At 29.2% G+C, this 18,794-nt stretch carries 15 protein-coding genes; 2 read left to right on the top strand and 13 right to left on the bottom strand.

The features are described 5' to 3' along the window. Positions 1 to 560: 560 nt before the first annotated feature. The 3 genes from KV700_RS08205 to prfA all read right to left on the bottom strand — a co-directional run bounded on the left by KV700_RS08205 (position 561) and on the right by prfA (position 3,361). The gene (locus tag KV700_RS08205; protein WP_218598260.1) at positions 561 to 1,409 is read right to left on the bottom strand and encodes a transposase; all 849 of its coding nucleotides are present in this window, start codon (positions 1,407 to 1,409) and stop codon (positions 561 to 563) included. Positions 1,410 to 1,536: 127 nt separating this feature from the next. Beyond that, complete coding sequence (locus tag KV700_RS08210; protein WP_218597728.1) at positions 1,537 to 1,887, bottom strand: transposase; 351 nt, start codon at positions 1,885 to 1,887, stop codon at positions 1,537 to 1,539. Positions 1,888 to 2,284: 397 nt separating this feature from the next. Further along, on the bottom strand, positions 2,285 to 3,361 hold the full coding sequence (gene prfA / locus KV700_RS08215) for a peptide chain release factor 1 (protein WP_166384473.1): 1,077 nt from the start codon (positions 3,359 to 3,361) through the stop codon (positions 2,285 to 2,287). Positions 3,362 to 3,952: 591 nt separating this feature from the next. Here prfA and KV700_RS08220 point away from each other — a divergent pair. Further along, positions 3,953 to 5,110: a hypothetical protein gene (locus tag KV700_RS08220; protein WP_218599744.1), complete on the top strand. Its 1,158-nt coding sequence runs from the start codon at positions 3,953 to 3,955 to the stop codon at positions 5,108 to 5,110. 52 nt (positions 5,111 to 5,162) lie between these two features. Here KV700_RS08220 and KV700_RS08225 read toward each other — a convergent pair whose 3' ends face one another. The 3 genes from KV700_RS08225 to KV700_RS08235 form a co-directional block, all read right to left on the bottom strand. Next, positions 5,163 to 6,005, bottom strand: a complete 843-nt coding sequence (locus KV700_RS08225; protein WP_218599745.1) for a DUF4249 family protein — start codon at positions 6,003 to 6,005, stop codon at positions 5,163 to 5,165. 12 nt (positions 6,006 to 6,017) lie between these two features. Beyond that, positions 6,018 to 8,285 carry a TonB-dependent receptor gene (locus KV700_RS08230; RefSeq protein ID WP_218599746.1) on the bottom strand — a complete coding sequence of 756 codons (2,268 nt, stop codon included), beginning with the start codon at positions 8,283 to 8,285 and terminating at the stop codon, positions 6,018 to 6,020. A gap of 275 nt (positions 8,286 to 8,560) precedes the next feature. Beyond that, a complete protein-coding gene (locus KV700_RS08235; protein ID WP_218599747.1) occupies positions 8,561 to 10,477 on the bottom strand; it encodes an ABC-F family ATP-binding cassette domain-containing protein in 1,917 nt (638 codons plus the stop codon). A gap of 44 nt (positions 10,478 to 10,521) precedes the next feature. Between KV700_RS08235 and KV700_RS08240 the strand changes: the two genes are divergently transcribed. Beyond that, the gene (locus tag KV700_RS08240) at positions 10,522 to 10,938 is read left to right on the top strand and encodes a DUF983 domain-containing protein (RefSeq protein ID WP_368384769.1); all 417 of its coding nucleotides are present in this window, start codon (positions 10,522 to 10,524) and stop codon (positions 10,936 to 10,938) included. 150 nt (positions 10,939 to 11,088) lie between these two features. Here KV700_RS08240 and KV700_RS08245 read toward each other — a convergent pair whose 3' ends face one another. From KV700_RS08245 to KV700_RS08275, 7 genes are all read right to left on the bottom strand, one after another. Beyond that, positions 11,089 to 11,679: a hypothetical protein gene (locus KV700_RS08245; protein WP_218599748.1), complete on the bottom strand. Its 591-nt coding sequence runs from the start codon at positions 11,677 to 11,679 to the stop codon at positions 11,089 to 11,091. 76 nt (positions 11,680 to 11,755) lie between these two features. Then, on the bottom strand, positions 11,756 to 12,814 hold the full coding sequence (locus KV700_RS08250; RefSeq protein ID WP_166384461.1) for an FAD-binding oxidoreductase: 1,059 nt from the start codon (positions 12,812 to 12,814) through the stop codon (positions 11,756 to 11,758). Between the two features lie 206 nt (positions 12,815 to 13,020). After that, positions 13,021 to 13,881: a gliding motility protein GldN gene (gene gldN / locus KV700_RS08255; protein WP_166384459.1), complete on the bottom strand. Its 861-nt coding sequence runs from the start codon at positions 13,879 to 13,881 to the stop codon at positions 13,021 to 13,023. A gap of 17 nt (positions 13,882 to 13,898) precedes the next feature. Beyond that, positions 13,899 to 15,425: a gliding motility protein GldM gene (gene gldM, locus KV700_RS08260; RefSeq protein WP_218599749.1), complete on the bottom strand. Its 1,527-nt coding sequence runs from the start codon at positions 15,423 to 15,425 to the stop codon at positions 13,899 to 13,901. Positions 15,426 to 15,470: 45 nt separating this feature from the next. Beyond that, entirely contained in the window at positions 15,471 to 16,115 is a 645-nt protein-coding gene (gldL, locus tag KV700_RS08265; protein WP_166384455.1) for a gliding motility protein GldL, read from the bottom strand. 28 nt (positions 16,116 to 16,143) lie between these two features. Next, positions 16,144 to 17,520 carry a gliding motility lipoprotein GldK gene (gene gldK / locus KV700_RS08270; RefSeq protein ID WP_166384453.1) on the bottom strand — a complete coding sequence of 459 codons (1,377 nt, stop codon included), beginning with the start codon at positions 17,518 to 17,520 and terminating at the stop codon, positions 16,144 to 16,146. Positions 17,521 to 17,625: 105 nt separating this feature from the next. Beyond that, positions 17,626 to 18,786: a formimidoylglutamase gene (locus KV700_RS08275; RefSeq protein ID WP_166384451.1), complete on the bottom strand. Its 1,161-nt coding sequence runs from the start codon at positions 18,784 to 18,786 to the stop codon at positions 17,626 to 17,628. Positions 18,787 to 18,794: the final 8 nt, after the last annotated feature.

Consider the following 18,794-nt stretch of genomic DNA (forward strand, 5'->3'; position numbering starts at 1 on the left):
AATCTTTTCCCCAAGCAAGATATAATTTGTTTAAGATTTCTTTAGTATTTAAATTACACAAAAAGCGATTAATAGTTTATCTAAACTATAATCGCTTTTTTTATTATAATAATCTTACCAATATTTTAGATTTCATGAATTCACCCTTTAAAAGGATATTCTAAAAAAACTAAAGCAGTGCTATTTTTTAGAATTTTATATAAATATTCATGTAAAAAAAAATTATTTGCCACATTTATTTACGACTAAAAATTTCATCTCACTGTTTTCAGTGAGATCACTACCTGAAAACAGTGAGATAAAAATACCCCATAAATGGGTATTGTAAAGTCTAAATTACAAGTGTATATTTGAAGTATTAGTAATCTTCCCCCTAAACAAAATAAAAATTGTTTAAGATTTCTTAAGTAATTGAATGAAAAAGAAGCGATATATAGTTTTTCTAAACTATGATCGCTTTTTTTTGTGCCATATAAATAATATCATATTTCACAAATAAAATAATTGTTCCCAACAAACGGATATTCTGGATCAAGTCCAAAAGTTGTGGGATTTAGAAATTAGGCATAAATATTTGAGAGTCTAAAAAGGAAAAATTTGATGTTTCTAACACCTCTAAATTGTGCTCTAAATGCTTTTATTTTAGCATTAAACGATTCTGCAGAAGCATTTGTACTTCTATTGTCAAAATAGTTGAGTATATTCTGATAATGTATAGACATTGTTCTAGCAATGGTATTAAAGCTTTTAAACTTCGCTTGTCTTACATTTTCATCCCATTTAGCAAGTCTAGTTAAGGCAACGGTTTTATCTTTTGTTTGATTGTAAATCCAGGATAAGTTTTGACATAAATTGTATGCCTTTTCTATATCTGGATAAGTTTTAAAAAGTATTTCAGCTCTTTCTTGTTGGGAGTTAGTCCATTTGTTACTAGATTTATACAATAGGTATCTACTTCTAGCTAATAATTGTTTTAGAGTATCTCCATTTGGTAGTAGTTTAGGAACATATTTTAAGGAGTTGTTTCTAGCATTTTCTATGGCGTCGTTATCTTTATCTATTGCTTCCCAACGATGTTTAATTCTAATTTCTTGCAAAGCATCTAAAGCTAATTTTTGCACATGAAATCGATCTATAACTAGTACTGCTTTTGGAAATGATTTTTTAACGATTAACCCCATGTTTGCTGCCATGTCTAAGGTTACTTCTTTTACTTTTTTTCGTTGTTTTAAAGAGATTTTATTAAGGATTCTAATAACATCTTCTGCTTTAGTGCCTTTAATCATGGCCAGTAAAGCACCTTTTTTTCCATTCGCATTTTTATTAGTCACGATAGTATATAAATCTCCATTAGAAAATGCTGTTTCATCTATGGAAAGATAGCTTCCAGTATTTTCAGGAAAAAGCAACCATTGTTCAGCATGTGGTTTTTGGTTCCATTGCTTAAAATCACTTAAATAATCTTTGTATTGTCTCTGTAAGTTTCTAGGGCTTACTCCGTAAAAGGTTGCTACAACAGATGTACTTGTAGCATTATTACAGACTGATTTGTTTTAAAAAAGCAGCAAATTCACTAGTAATTCTAGTGCCTTTTGCTACTAACTGCCAATCTCTTATCACTAATTTTTTAGAATTATCATCAATCCAACGCCTTCTAATAACATGTAGAAAAACGTTTTTACCTCGAATAGGAAAATCTTGAATAGTGGCTTCTGGAAAAAATCCTTTAGAGCTTAATTTAAGTGTTTTAAATTCTTCAGGAATTGTGTTTAACTCAGTGAAATAGAAATGGAGTTCTTCATTTTTAACTTCGTGTTTGGTAAGTTTAAAATAGTTAACAAGTATTTCTGGTAGTAATAATTTAATAAGCTCAATTGAAGTATCCAAAATAGAAGTAATTTAAAAGTCAAAGTTCTTCCTTTTTATTTTACTCCACAACTTTTTGTGTTGATCCGATATTCTATAATTAAAGCAATAAACTATTATCAGTAATATCTCTTTACCAGTAAATTTATCATCACCATTTCTGGTGAACTAACTCACCGAAAACGGTGAAGTGAAATTACCCCATAAATGGGTATTGTGGGGTTTCTGTTATCCGTATATATTTGTAGCATAAGTAATCTTCCCCCTAAGCTAAATAAAAGTTGCTTAAGATTTCTTAATTATTTGAATGAAAAAAAAGCGATTTATAGTTTATCTAAACTATAATCGCTTTTCTTTTTTGAACAAAAAAAAACCTCAAAACAATGTTTTAAGGTTTTTATTATAAATATTAGGAAAACTATATTCCGTCACTTAATCCTTTTAATTTTTGAGTATTTTCAGCTAACATCAATTCATCAATAATTTTCTGAATATCTCCATTTACAATATTTGGTAAATCATATAAAGACAAACCAATTCTATGGTCTGTAACTCTACCTTGTGCATAGTTATAAGTTCTAATCTTAGCACTTCTATCTCCAGAAGAAACCATAGAACCACGTTTTAAAGCGTCTTCTGCATTCTTCTTAGCCAATTCCATATCATACAAACGAGAACGTAACACTTTAAATGCTTTTTCTTTGTTTTTATGTTGCGATTTTTGATCTTGACATTGTGCAACTAAACCAGTTGGAAGGTGTGTTAAACGAACTGCAGAATACGTAGTATTTACAGATTGACCACCAGGACCAGAAGAACAGAAAAAATCTATACGAACTTCTTTGGGGTTAATTTCAACATCAAATTCTTCTGCTTCCGGAAAAACCATACAAGTAGCTGCAGAAGTATGTACACGACCTTGTGTTTCTGTTTGTGGAACTCTTTGTACACGATGCACACCAGCTTCAAACTTTAAGATTCCATAAACATCATTTCCTGTAACTTCAAACTGAATTTCTTTAAAACCACCATTGGTACCTTCAGAATAATCTACGGTAGAAACTTTCCAGCCTCTACTTTCACAATATTTTGTGTACATTCTAAATAAATCTCCAGCAAAAATACTTGCTTCATCTCCACCTGCACCTGCACGTAATTCTACAACTGCATTCTTAGAGTCTTCTGGATCTTTAGGTATTAATAAAACTTTTATTTCATCTTCTAATTGCGGAATTCTAATATTGGCTTCTTCGATTTCCATCTTCGCCATTTCATTCATTTCGGCATCAGAACCATCAGAAAGTATTTCTTTTGCTTCCTCTATATTGTTTGTTAAGGTTTGATATTCATCTCCTTTTTTTACAACATCACCTAAATCTTTATATTCTTTCATCAATTGCGCATAACGCTTTTGATCCATGATGATTTCTGGCTGAATAATTAAATCAGAAACTTCATCATAACGCTGCTTAACAATTCTTAATTTATCTAACATCTTCTGTCTTTTCTTGGAATGCGAATTTACAATTTTTATAGGTATATTTAAACAAAGCAAACTATTTTTATAAAATTACTCTTTATAGCCTTTTCTTTTTTATGAATCACTTCTTGTCAGTAAGAAAAACCTAGTACGCTTAGCCCAAATTTTCTAATTGGAGATTGGATTCGTATAAACGAAAAAGAAAGCAATACTACTTATGAATCTTGGAATACAAACCTTAAGGATTTAAGTTATACTTTAAAAGATAACGATACTATTTTTAAAGAAAACTTAAGTTTTATTAAGCTAAAAGATACATTATTTTTAAAAGAGGAAGGCATAAATGACATTGCTACATTTTTCAAATTAACACAACAAACGGACTCTTCTTTTGTTTGCGAACAATCCTAAAAACGAATTTCCAAAAACCATAAAATATATTATAGAAAAATGGCATTTAAAAGCAATTATATCTAAAAATGATTTTAAAATTAATTTTATTTTTGAGAGGTATTATTCAGAAAAAATAAAAGAATAACAATGATGCTTCTATTATAAATTATAATAAAAGTATTAATTTAGCGGCTAAATTTAAAAAAAAATAATATGAAAAAAATTTATCTATTAACAGTACTATGTGCTACATTATTTATTAATACATCTTGTGAAAGCAATGACAATGATGATTCTATAAAGATTTCTGGTTCTCTAAGTGTTGAAGAAGGAAAAACACAATTAGAAGATAATACTATAGAATTATTAAATAAAGTAGAGAGTTTTAAAAACGACAATGCTTTAAACGATATCATTGAATTAGCTGAGTATTTAAATGCAGACAATAGTGTAAAAAATAAAAGTTTTAAAAATACCGCATTAAAAACAATCTCTAATATAGCAAACATAGAAACTACAACAAACGGACTTACAGCTTTTAACGCAAAACAAGCAGTAGCAATTATTGCTGAAACATCACTTATTGATGACTTTAATAATGAAAAGGGAATCTATACTTGGAATGCAGAAACTGAAGATTTTGATAAAACAGGAAATAGTGATGATATTATCTATAATGTAGCATATAATGATGGGGAAAATGCGGAATTTAGTTTTACGGACTTTACGACTACTCTTGTAGGAAGCAATAACGACGAAGAATTACCTACTTTGGCTAAAGCAAATCTTAAATTAAATGGTACTACAGTATTCTCTCAGAATTACACAGCTACTTTTAAGAATGGTCAATTAATACCAACTGCAATTAACAATACAACTAGTATTGGAGCTTTTTCATTTGTAACAACTTATACTAACTCTAATAATAAATCGATAAAACAAGCATTAAGTTTTAAGCTTGGTGATGATGTTATATTGGGATATGATTTAACGACGAATGGTAACTTTAACGATGAGCTAGATGGTAACATTGAAGATATTGTTGATAATGTAACATATTCTTTTCAATTTTTAAATGCTGCATTAACTCTAAAAGCAAATGATGCTGGTTTTGATTCTGATAGCGAATTAAGTGTAGACCAACAACTTGTATTATTAAATAGCAATACAAGTGCAGAATTGAGTATTAATAATAAATATGTTGCTAAAAGTCAATTTTACAAAGATGAGGATATTGTAAATGCAAGATTCTTATTTGAAGACGGTACAACAAATGACTTTGATACTTATTTTGATGGGTCTTTTACAAGTATAGAAGACAAGTTTGATGCTGTATTTGATGCATACGAGAGCCTTTTAGGAGACATCTAAACGAAAAAAATAAATATAAATTTAAAAGGTCACCTATAAAGGTGGCCTTTTTTTATTCAGGAACCTTAAATTTAAAACTTGATATATTTTCCCCAGACCAATAACCAAAAGCACCATTACTAATATTAGTAACCACTTCATTAGCATAAGACGCATTTTCTAAAATACTTGTTTGATCTCCTTCTACAGATTTCCAAAAATAAAATTGGTCTTTTGTAATAGAAATAAGCTGTATTTCAATTACATCATTTATTCTAATCTGATTTTCATTTTCTCCTTCTTTATCTGTTTTTATATAACTTACAATTAAAGGAAACGTTTCTGTTGCAATGTTTTCTGTACTAAAAATAAAAGGTAGTGCCAGTTCAAACTTTTCTTCTTTTTCATTCTTAATAAAAATCTTAAAATATTTCTGCTCTAAATTACTGTTATTAATAGTTAATTTTATGTCTTTAAAATCTGGATATACAATTCCATCTTCTTTCCAGTCTAAAAACTCAACATTTAATACCGCGGCTTTTTTAGGCACACTTGTTTTAGATACAAATTCCTTACCTCTAATCTGTATAGATAGATCATACGTTTTACCTATTTCTCCTTTTATTAAATTACTTCTATAATATAAAAAAGGGAAACGAGATTCATCTTTCTTTAAAGTTAATATTTCTGATACTTCTCCGTTAGACAGCACCACTTTTGCTTTAGATTCAATAGATTTCGCTACTTCTACAGAATCAATAATACCTTTAAATTGTAAACTATTTGTTAAACTTATTCTGGCAAATTTGCCTTCTTCTATTTGTCCTTCTACTGTAAGTTTATCCGAAGATAAAATATCTGTTTCAGTATTTAAACAGCTACATAGTAAAAAGGATAAAAATATTATTTTTTTCATAACGCACTTTATTTAAAATGAAAACAACCAATTTAGAGTTGGTAAAAAAGGAAACAAATTATCTCTTTTTTCTGTAATTTCTATAAATGAATCATCTACATTTCCTTCTGTATTATAAGAAATCTGAAAAGGATTACTATTATTATACACGTTATACAAAGTTAAATTTAATTTAGATTTCCATTTTCCTTTATTTTTAAAAGAATAGGTACAAGATAAATCTAACCTATGATAACTAGGAAATCGAGAAGCATTTTTAGACTCAAAATTAAGTATTGGTCTTTCGTTTATAATTCTTATATCTCTAGGTCTTGTATAGTTTTGTCCGCTAGTAAGTAAGAATAAAGCACCAAATTCAAACTTATTATTTAACCTATAATGCATAATGGTATTTACATTTATAGGTCTATCAAAAGTTGTAGGAAAATAATTCCCTTGATTTATATCTTCAAATTTAGCTAATGTTTTAGATAAAGTAAGTGATGTTTGCGCTGTAAAATTATTTATTTTTTTATTTAGACTAACTTCAAAACCGTAAGAATTAAATTTACCAACAAGTATATCTCTATAAATATCATTAGAAAATAGATTATTTACAGAACCATTTCTAAACTCAGTATAGTTAGAAACGTTTTTAAAATAAACAGCACTGTTTAATTGCAATCCATTTGTTTCGTAAGCATATCCTAAGCTAAATTGATTTACTACCTGTGGTTTTATATTTTTAGTACTTACCACAAAAAAATCTGCTGGCAAACTAAAGTTTATAGATGCTTGGTGCACAAACTGACTTAATCTTTGGTAGCTTAATTTAAAAGCCTGATTTTCTTTATATTCATATTTTAAACTCGCCCTTGGCTCAATACTAAAAAAGGTGTCTTTACCAACTAAAGCATTTTTATGAGTAAAAAAAGAAGTTAATCTTAGCCCTGTTTTAGCTTTTAATTTTGATGATACAGAAAATGCCAAATCCCCATATAAACTCACATCATCATACTTATATTTTTCTTGATTTAAAATTTCTAAAGGAGAATCATCTATACGTGCTTTTACATCTTTAGGTAATATGTTATTCTTATTGTACTCTATTCCTAATTTTAATAAATACGATGGTTTATCTAACAAAAAATAATGTTTTAAGCTAAATACATTAAAAGTACTCTCTGCGCTATAATCAAAAGGAAAATCATTGTCTCCAAAAGAAAACTTATAAAAACTATTAGATACTGTGGTTTGAGAACTTAAACTAGACGAAAACTGATGTTTAAAAGTTGTGCCTAATAAAGAATTGCCCCATTGTAATTTTCTATTTCTACCTTTGGTTTGATCTCTAAAATTATCACTCGTTATATAAAGTGTAGTTTCTATCTCACTTTTATCTGATAGTTTAAAACTGTGCTTTGTTAAAAAATCATATAAAAAATAATTTTTCTTTTTACCAAGAATAGAAGTATCATCACCAAAGAAAGGTTTAAAAACTTCTAAATAGGTTCTTCTTCCAGAAATTAATAAGCTATGCTTATTATTAATTTTTATATTTCCTGTTAGTTTTGTAGACAACAATCCTAAACTTCCTTCAAAATGAGTGCTATCTGGTTGTTTTAAAGTTTTTATATCTGTAACAGAAGATAATCGCCCACCATAACCTGCATCAAAACCAGCTTTAGAAAACTCTAATGAATGAACAAAGTCTGAATTTATGGTAGAAAACAAGCCTCCTAAATGAGATGTATTATGTAGGTACATATTATCTAACAAAGTTAAATTCATACTTCCATTACCTCCTCTCACTAGAAAACCAGATTGACCTTCAGCAGCTTGTTGAACACCAGGCGTATATTGTATTAATTTAATTACATCTTTTTCTCCTAATATAAAAGGAAGCCTTTCTATATCTTTTTTAGAAAAGTAAATTTGATCTGGTACTATTTTATTTAATTGACTACTAGAGAAACTTCTAATTATTATTTCCTTTAACATACTAACCTTTGGAGATAGATAAACAGTTCTTGTTACAGAATTAATACTTAACCTTAAAGTAGTAAACCCTATTTTAGAAAAGACTAATATGCTTCCTTCTGGTAAATTATCAAAAGAAAAGGAACCTTTTGTATCTGTGTAAGTACCTAATTCTGTATTTAAAACCTGAACAGAAACATCATTAATAGGTATATTCTTCTCGATATTAAATACTACTGAACTAACAATTTCTTGAGCCGATATGTTATTACTTAAAAGTGTAAAAAAGGAAATTAAAAATAATAATTTTATCTTATTCATATGCTATTACACCAATAATTATACAATAGTATTAAGCAAATTTAAAGACAATTACACGTCTTACAAAGCTATAATTTAGTTTTTTAAGAATACAATAATAAAACAATAATTTAAACGTTTAAAAGCAATCGTTTCTGTAAATGATTTTAAAATTGATTTTATTTTTAAAAGGTATAACACCAAATTCTGATAAAAGTTTAGTCTTTTTCACCTCACTTTAAAACATAAAAAAAGCTCATTATAAAATAATGAGCTTTTATATTTTTATAAAAAAATTAGAAATTAGAAACTTGTGCTTCTACCTTTTCCCATTCTTCCATTTTAGTATCTAATTTTGCTTTTTTAGCTTTGTATTTTTCGAAAAAATTTGGTCTTGCAGAAACTTCATCATAATTCTGAGCTAACTCCAAATCGATCTTTGCAATTTCTTTTTCTAAATCTGCTATTTCAGTTTCAATATTAGAAAGCTTATTCTTTAACTTCTTTAATTGCTTTTCTTCATCTCTAGATAATTGATGTGCTTCTTTTTTAGAAGTATCTTTCTCTACTTTAACAACCGTTCTTTTTTCTGCTTCTCTTAAATTCTCTATTTTATGTTGTTCTAAGAAATAGTCAATATCTCCTAAATATTCTTTAATTTCTTTGTCTTTAAAACCATAAACAGTTTCCGTTAAACCTTGTAAGAAATCTCTATCGTGAGATACTACAATTAAGGTTCCATTAAAATTCTTTAAAGCTTCTTTTAATACTGTTTTAGAGGCAATGTCTAAGTGATTGGTTGGCTCATCCATTATTAAAACATTAAATGGTTGTAATAATAATTTACACAATGCCAATCTATTTCTTTCCCCTCCAGAAAGTACTTTTGCTTTTTTATCTACAGCATCTCCACCAAATAAGAAAGAACCTAACATGTCTCTAACACGCACTCTGTTTCCGTCTGTGGCAGCATCTTCCATAATTTCCAACACTGTTTTTTCCGGCGGTAATTCTTCAGATTGATTCTGAGCAAAATAACCAACTTCTACATTATGCCCAAGTTTTAAAATTCCTTCAAAAGGAATCTCTCCAACCATCATTTTTGCCAAAGTAGATTTTCCTTGTCCGTTCTGACCAACAAAAGCAATTTTACTGTTTTTCTCAATTAATAAATCTACATCTTCTAAAACATGTTTATCACCATAACTTTTACAAAGTTTTTCTGCTTCAACAATAATTTTACCAGGTTCTTTAGAGATGGCAAACTTAACATTCATTGCTTGGTTATCATCTTGGTCAACCTCAATCAATTCAACTTTATCAAGTTGTTTCATTAAAGATTGCGCCATAGATGCTTTACTTGCTTTTGCCTTAAACTTATTAATTAAGTGTTGTTTTTGCTTTATTTCTTTCTCTTGATTTTTCTGCGCCTGTAACTGCTTTTCTTTAATTTCTGCTCTTAAAACTAAGAATTCAGAATATGGTTTTTTATAATCGTAAATTTGACCTAAAGAAATCTCAATAGTTCTATTCGTTACATTATCTAAAAACATTTTATCATGCGATACTAAAACAATAGCTCCAGAATATCCTTTTAAGAAATTCTCTAACCAAATAATAGACTCAATATCTAAGTGATTCGTTGGCTCATCCAATAACAAAATATCATTATTTTGTAACAATAATTTTGCCAATTCTATACGCATTCTCCAACCTCCAGAAAAAGTATCTGTCTTTTTATCAAAATCTTCACGTTGAAAACCTAAACCCTGTAAAATCTTTTCGGTATCACCTTGGTAATTATACCCACCAAGCAACTCATAACGTTCTGTATTGTCCGTTAAATCATGTATTAATTCTGTATACCCTTCACTTTCGTAATCGGTTCTAGTAGCAAGTTGCTCATTAATTTCATCAAGTTTTATCTCAATTTCTTTAATTTCAACAAACGCCTGGTACGCTTCTTCTAAAATAGTTCTTCCTTCAACAAAATCTATATCTTGTCTTAAAAACCCCATTCTAATATCTTTATCAAAAGCCATGGTACCACCACTTGTTTCTATATCTTTAGAAAGAACTTTTAAAAGCGTAGATTTCCCTGCTCCATTTTTTCCGATAAGACCAATTCTATCTCCTTTATTTAATTTGAAAGTAATTCCTGAAAATAAATCCGTTCCCATAAAAGAAACCGATAAGTTGTGTACGTTTAGCATCTAATGTAATAATTGTTACTTAAAAAAAGTTTAAAACTCTATATTTGCAAAAGTATACAAATTTAAGGTCTATTATGTTGAAAAAGGGTACCAAGTTATATAGTATTTTTAAAGCCAAATGTCCTAGATGTCAAGAAGGCGAATTCTTTGCTCATAAATTTACTTTTAACCCCAATAAAGTAACCAAATTACATGACAACTGTCCGAATTGTAATTTAAAATACATGATGGAACCTTCCTTCTTTTACGGAGCTATGTATGTTAACTATGGTTTAACAGTGGCACTTTCTGTTGCTATATTTGTAATAAGTAGTTTAATTTTTGGTTTAAGTCTATTACAATGTTTTGCAGCAATCGTAATAGCATTGTTAATATTAGCACCTTTAAACTTGCGCTTATCTAGAATAATTTGGATAAATATGTTTGTCCATTTTGATAAAAAGTTCAAGAAAAAAGAATAATAAACCTTTTTTGGGCGCTTTAACAGGCTTTCGCTACTCGCTTTTTTGTAAAAACAAAAAAAGCTCAAACAGATAGCTTGTCTTGAGCTTGTCGAAAGGCTCTATCCTTAGCGCATAGTGCAAACTGAATAATAAGTGTTTAAATATTTTTTATTTACGTTTTAAATTATAAAAATAATATTCTGTTCGATAAGGTTTATTGATTGTTAATTTATTAAAAATTTCTAATTCTGCTTGTTTAAAAGATTTCAGTATACTTTCTATATTAACTTTCCAATTGTCAGAGCTTGTTATATACTTTGATAAGTCAGGAGAGATTTTCCATTTGTTATCAAACACCTTTTTATCTTCTTTTTTCCAGTTTGAAATAATTAGAATAAACATATCACTTTTTCGATTTTCAAAATCATTATAAATAACTCCTTTGTAATTTAAAAATTGCTTAAAATCATTAGTGAATTGATATTTTAATTCAATACGAACAGGGTTATCAATGTTTTTTATATCAATAACAGTTAAATCAATACGTACTTTGCCAACTCTAATTTCCGCAAAAGCCTTTAAATCTGTAAAATTATTAGAATTAAAATATTCATTTAATTCTTCTAGTAATATATTTCTAATCAGTAATTCTTGCTTTTGATTTGAATAATTATGATTTAAAAAAATCAACTTGTTCTTAAATTTTTGAGAGTTTATTATTTCAGAAATTTGAGTTTCAACAAGTTTTTTTACTGTCATCTTATTATTACTTATAAAATAGAAATGTTCATACAATTTAAAATTTGATAGTTTTATGCTCCTAAATAAATTACAACTACTTTTTATCCTTCAAATGCTTAAAACGAACAATATCTATTTCTTCATCTAAAGATTCAGCATTATAAATATGATTAAACAGGTTTTTAGCAACCGTTGGTGCAATCATTACTCCACGCGTTCCTAATCCATTTAAAACAATTAATTGTGCATAATCTGGATGCATACCCACCAAAGGTCTTCTACCAGAAACCGTTGGTCTTATTCCTGCAGATTGAGAAACAATTGTATAAGGAACATTCAATACTTTCTTTAATTTTTCTACCAACTCTTCTTTTCCTTCTTCAGAAGGATCAGATGTTTTGTCTGTCCAATTAAACGTTGCTCCTACTTTATAGTTATTGTTGCCCAAAGGCATTACAAAAAGTGTGGACTTTAATAAAAAATCTATATTTAGTTCCGGAGCATGAATAGTTAACAACTCTCCTTTTGCTTCATTTATTGGTAAATAATTAAAATAAGGGTTTTCTACCACTCCAAAACCTTCACAAAAAACAATTCTAGAAGCTTCAATATCTTTATAAGAAATGGATTCTTGTTCAATGTTTAATTCGTTATGTTTAAATTGTTCAAAACGAATTAAGTTTTCAGATTCTAAATATGCTCGGTAAGCATTTATTAATTTTTCTGTGTCTATTCTACCTGTTTCGTTTACGTTTCCGAAACTAAAATCGGCTAAAACTCCGTGATAAGAATTGGTATCTAACTTAGGGTCTAAATAATCTGTTAACTTAGGTTTGTCTAAAGCACCAAACCAATTATTTTGATCTTCTACAGATTTAAAAGATTTTTTAATAACAAATTTTTGATCTATAATTATGTTTAGTTTTTCTTCTAACTTTTTATAAAAAGGAAGCGCAACGTCTAATTGCTCTTTTGCATTCCAAACAGGTGTAAATCGTTTTAAAATTACGGGGTTGTAAACACCTCCGGCAACTAATGAAGATGTTTGAGAATCGTCTTCAAAAACGATAAACGTTTTTTTTGCAGCAATTAATTCTTCTGCAAAAGCCAAACCTGCTAATCCTAAACCAACTATTATATAATCTACTTTCATGTGATAAAAATACGTGAATTTGCAATAATTATGATATTATTACTGAACTTTATTAAAATGTATAGCCCCGATAGAACGGTATGTTTGAGCTCTTTTTTATTCCGATATAGGATAAAAAAAGCGAGTAGAGATAGCGGGAAATAGCTACAAAAAAAAACGTCCCAAAGTATTGGAACGTTTTTATATTTTTAAAGAATAATAGAATTTTAGTAATTCCACATATCCATTTCTCTATCTCTAATACCTTCTTTAATTTTATTAGCTTCTAATAACTGGAATAAAGAATTACCTTTAACGTAATCTGATATTGCTCTATCACCATAAATATTTTCTTCCCTAACAATAGTACTACTAAATCGTCTTGCATTTAGCATGTGATCAAAAGAAATTGGTTGTGATGCATTTTTTGGATTGAATACTTTTGCATCATGTAAAACATCTCTTGCAGATGGATAGAAAACCCAAAATAACTCATATAATTCCTCTTCATTACCGCCATCTAATCCCAATCCTAAAGTTTGTACATCTTTACCCATTGGTGCTATTGCTAACAATCTGTATTTTAATTCTCCTTGGCGTTTATCAAAATACCACATTCCTTTCATCATATACCCTTCTACATCCTGAGATTGAAGTCTAATAGTATCGCTATATCCATTTGATTCTCTTACACTAGACATTCTAGAATCTATTTCATTCTGAGTAATCTTAGAGGTAAAGAAAGAGTCTGAATATACTTCTTCTATATTACCTTCTTTGATTCCTTTAATTAAAGTATCAAATAAAGATCTTCTGTTAGAAGAAACATTTGAGTTATCTATTGGAAAATAATACGGTAAATTTATTTTTTGATTTAGATCTACAAATTCCCAAACTACTTTAGACCATAATATATCTCTATCATCTACATATCCGTAAGATAAGGGAGCATCATTGTCAGCTGCAATTTGTTCTTCATTTTTCTTTCCTATTTGATCTACTGTTTTAGCATTCAATAAACCTATCTGTGCGTTTATTGAACCACTAATCATCAAACCGAAAAATAATAGTAAACAATTTTTAAACATATTTTATTTTTTAACTTCTAGTTTGTTAATTCTATACTAACAGGTAATACTTGTTTAAGGTTTACTCCATTAGCAGTTGCCTTAATATCAAAAATATTAATTTGATCTCCTCTTTTTGCTTTAGCCAATTTTTGTTTTGCTGCTGCATTTAAAGAAGAACCATTTACAATAATAGTTAACTCTCCTGGTACTTTAATTTTAAAACTTTGAACTCTAATACTTAAATCGAATTCGAAATCTGGTAATCCTGCTGCAATTGGTGCATTAGCTAAACCAGATTTTGGCATTCTTACGGTTCCGTATTGTCCTCTTACAGATCCCATAGCTGCAGGTATGTCTTTAATTCTAAAGGTGGCTTTAGAATTTACAGATTTACCATTACTTAAAGTTGCACTTACATTAATAACTGCCGTGTTGCCACCGCTTGGTTTTAAAATATATTTACCGTTACCACCAGATAAAGAACCTCCTGATGCAGAAACTCTTAAATTGTTATCGCTAACACCTGGTAATGAAACAGAAATAGGATTGCTTAAACCTCTATACACAACATTCATTTTATCTGCAGAAACAACAGCATCACCTGGTTGTGGTATTACAGAATACGTACTTTCGAAAGGTACTTCTACCACTTCTCCATTTTGTGTAAAAGCTATTTTACCTTTAATATCATGACTACCAACATTACCTGCTGGCATGTCTATAATTACTTGACCCGATTGAATATTTTTATAATCTTGACCATTTAAGGTAACATTATCTGGAATCATTGTAGCATCATAACGACCTAAAACTATTTTACCTGTAACTTTTTCTCCAGCAAAATAAGCGTTCTTGTCTAAAGCAACAATACCTTTATAATTATTTAAAGACAATGCTTCTTCCATTTTACCTCCTAATAAGTCAGATACAATATCACTTTCTGTGTTTTTAATATCTGCTTGCATTTGAGTTAAACTTGTTAAAGAAGCTACTAAAGGAAATCCTTTGTATCTATAATCTAACCATTTTATAGTTTTACCATCTTTATTAGTAACATCACTTGTAGAAAATCTATTGGCAACAATTGGTGCAAACTTACTGTCTTTTCCTAAGGCGCCAGTTACACTTGTTCTATAGCTATTTATTTTATCTAAAAACTCTTGACCTTCTGCTGTAAATTTATCACCTTTAAAGAAATGTTCATCTAAAAAAGCGGTTTTATCCATAGATTCATAATCATTTTTATCCTCTATATCAGATGTCATTTTAGCTTTTAACTCCTCTAAATAAGTATAAAAATCTGCAGAATAGCCTTTAATTTTTATTGCTTCTTGATTTAATGTTGCAAATTTTGCAGCTTGTTCTGAAGCTTTAGTTGCTAAATTAGCATACGCTTCATTATTTTTTGCGGTTGTTGAAACATTATTTTCACTTAACTTTTCGTTCATAAAACCAAAAGCAGATAAAACTTCTTTACTCATGTTCATTGCTAACATTGCAATAAATACAAGGTACATTAAGTTTATCATTTTCTGCCTTGCGGACAATTTTCCTCCTGCCATTATAATTAGTTTTTTAAATTAATATTTGTATTTGTTAACTAATTATTATTTAGACATTGCAGAAAGCATATTTCCATAAACTCCGTTTAAAGAAGATAGGTTTTTTGCTAAAGACTCCATTTGATCTTTTAATTTTTCTGTATTTTCTACAACAGCTCCATTTAATGCAGACTGTTTGCTTACATTTTCTACTTGTACTTTATACAAATTGTTTAAAGACTCCATTTGAATAGCAGCCATAGACATTTGCTCGTTGTATTTGTTAGTAGATGAAATAGATTCTGATGCAGCAGATAAACCTTCTGCAGCTCCTTGAAAGTTTTTCATACTAGTACCTAAGCTCGTCATTAATCTAGCATCAATTTTAGCTTCTTGTAATAAAGTATCTAATTTTTGAGATAATAAACCTTGAGCACCAACTTCTTCTTTTTCTACTTTTACAGCTTTAAAACTCTCATCACCCAACTCAGGATATACTTTAGACCAATCAAAATCATCTTCTGGTGTATCAAAAGCTGAAACAGCAAAAACGGCAGCCTCTACTAATAAACCAATTGTTAACATCATACCTCCAGTAATAGGACCTAAACTCATGTGCTGAATTTTGAATAATGCTCCAACAATTACAACTGCTGCTCCCATTCCGTAAACGAAATTCATTATTTTTTTGTAAGATTTTGACTGTGCCATAATTTCTTTTCTTTTTATTTTTTTTTAATTATTTGTTAGTTGTACCAATGTAATTCTGTACGGTTCTAAAACCGATGTAACTTCTTGCAGTATCTGCATATTCATAATCTCTAGAACTCACCTCTAAAAAGTATGCTACATCTTTCCAAGAACCTCCACGAATTATTTTTCTTTTATTTTTTCTATCCTCAACATTCGGGTTCATTGTAGAAGCCATATAATAAGAAGATAGGTTGTAAGCAGTATTTGTCCATTCAGAAACATTACCAGCCATGTTGTACAAACCGTAATCATTTGCATTAAATGACTTCGCTTCCATAGTATAAAGCGCTCCATCTACAGCGTAATCTCCCCTTACTGGTTTAAAGTTTGCTAAAAAACAACCTCTATCTGTAGTAGTATTACCTGTACCCCAAGGATACGTAGCAAATTCTAAACCTCCTCTAGCGGCATACTCCCATTCTGCTTCTGTTGGTAATCTAAAATCAGGAACACCAATCGAATTTTTTTTACTTTTTAAATAATTATTTTTCTTCTTAGTTCTCCAGTTACAAAAAGCAGTTGCTTGCCCCCAGTTTACCCCAACAACAGGATAATCTCCATAAGATTGATGATAAAAGTAATCTTGGTGCATTGGATCGTTATAAGAATAACTAAAATCTTTTACCCAAACAGTAGTATCTGGATAAATGTTTAATTTTTCGTGTTTTACAAAGTCTTTTCTATTACCACCTTGTCTTGCAGCATTGTCTCTATCGAACCAAGTGTATTTATATTTTAAGTATTTTACGTTAAAAGTTCTAACACCATCTACCGCTTCATCTCTAGCCACAAATAAAGTATCCATAACCTCTACGTAATCTGCATCCGGAAAATCTTCTTTTTCCCAAATAATATCATTTTCCCAGTTTAAGGGTCTTACAGAATCTGAATCTAACTCTAAACTCGTGTAATTTTCATACATGTATTTTTCATAAGCATTAGCTCCTGTAGTATCTTTTAATACAGCAAATGCATAATCATTAATACCTCCAGTAGGAAGCTCACCATTTGGATCTGGTGTCCCCATCATACCTGCAAATTCTTGCTGATACCCTAATCTAGTTCTTACAACAGAATCTCTAACCCACTCAACAAATTCTTTATATTCGTTATTAGTTATCTCTGTTTCGTCCATGTAATATGGTCTTAAAGTAACTGTTTTAGTAGGTGAATTCATTGTACCAATAAGGTCCTCGTCTTGTTTACCCATTGTAAAAGCACCTCCAGGAATTAACGCCATACCAAATGGTTTTTCTGAAAACCACTTTTTATTCGATTTAACTCCGACCAATTCTCCTCTATCATTAGAGCCACAACTGTAAAAAACTACTATTAAAAGTGCAAATATTGCTGCTTTCTTCATATTTAAAAATGTCTTTACTATAAAGTCCGTAAACCTATTATTTTTTTTGTTAAAAAACAATAATCAAATTGCTTTTTAACGTTCTAATCTTTTAATCTTTATTTATTACACCAATTTCCGCATCGCTTTATACCATTTTTCAGGAATATTTTGCTTAGTGGCTTCAGTATAATCATTATATGTACATGGTATTAACGCATGTCTTTTGTATTTATTATCTGATAAAATTTTTATCTCTATCCACCATCTTCCAGATTTATTACTTTTATAAAATGTTAATGGGTCATCATCATCTAATAAAACGGTAAATTTCTGATAATTTTCTTTACCAGAAAAAGGGTAATCTTTTACTCTAAAGTTAACACCCTCAATAAAATACCAAATCATCTGAGCAATTAAATGTGCTGTCTGATGGTTGTTATCTAACTTAGAATTATACTCATAAATACCAAATGATGTAACCTTATCACTTAGACCTGCATACCTAGCAATAGCACAAATTTCTTCTCCATAAAACCCATTAGGAGAAGCATTATTGTTTGCTGGTGCTTCACTTTGTCTTACAGAACCCAAATCTATAGAAACAATATCAGCATTTCTAAAAACAGGTTCAATATTTTTTAATTCTTTTGCATTTCCTAATCTATAAGCATCAAAAAATAAGTTATCTAACAACTGTATTTCATCTTGCGAATTAAAATATGTCTGATAACCTACATTACTATAATTAAACAAGTTATTAGGTTCTTGCATAATTATTTTACTCAAATAAGATTGAGAAGTTAACGGATCATCTAAATGACCTAAATCGAAACGACTATCTACAGCAGCAATATTAACCGTTTGTTCTAAAGAATCATAAGCTCTGTAATTTACATAAGTAAGATCTTGCCCCCCACCAATAATTACAGGAATTATATTTTTCTTAAGTAATTCCGTAATAATTTCTGAAACTGCATAATAAGTATCTGTAACTGAGTTTCCTTTTAAAACATTTCCTAAATCTGCTATTTGAGTGTTCCAATTGCCAGGAAACAAATTGTATAATTTTTTTCGGATAAAATGCAAATCTTCTCCACAACCAAAATTATTTTCTGAGTTTCTATCTTCTTGAACCCCTAAAATTGCAATTTGTACATTCTCTAAATCAGGCAAACCATCTTCTTGAGTATGTATTCTAAAGGTTTTACCTAAGCACAAATTAGATTGCTCTTCTAAAGATTTTACAATCGATTCTTTTACAGGTGTTAAAAAGTCTTGGTTCATCAAATTTT

This window comes from Polaribacter sp. NJDZ03, from assembly GCF_019263805.1.
Taxonomy (GTDB): Bacteria; Bacteroidota; Bacteroidia; order Flavobacteriales; family Flavobacteriaceae; genus Polaribacter.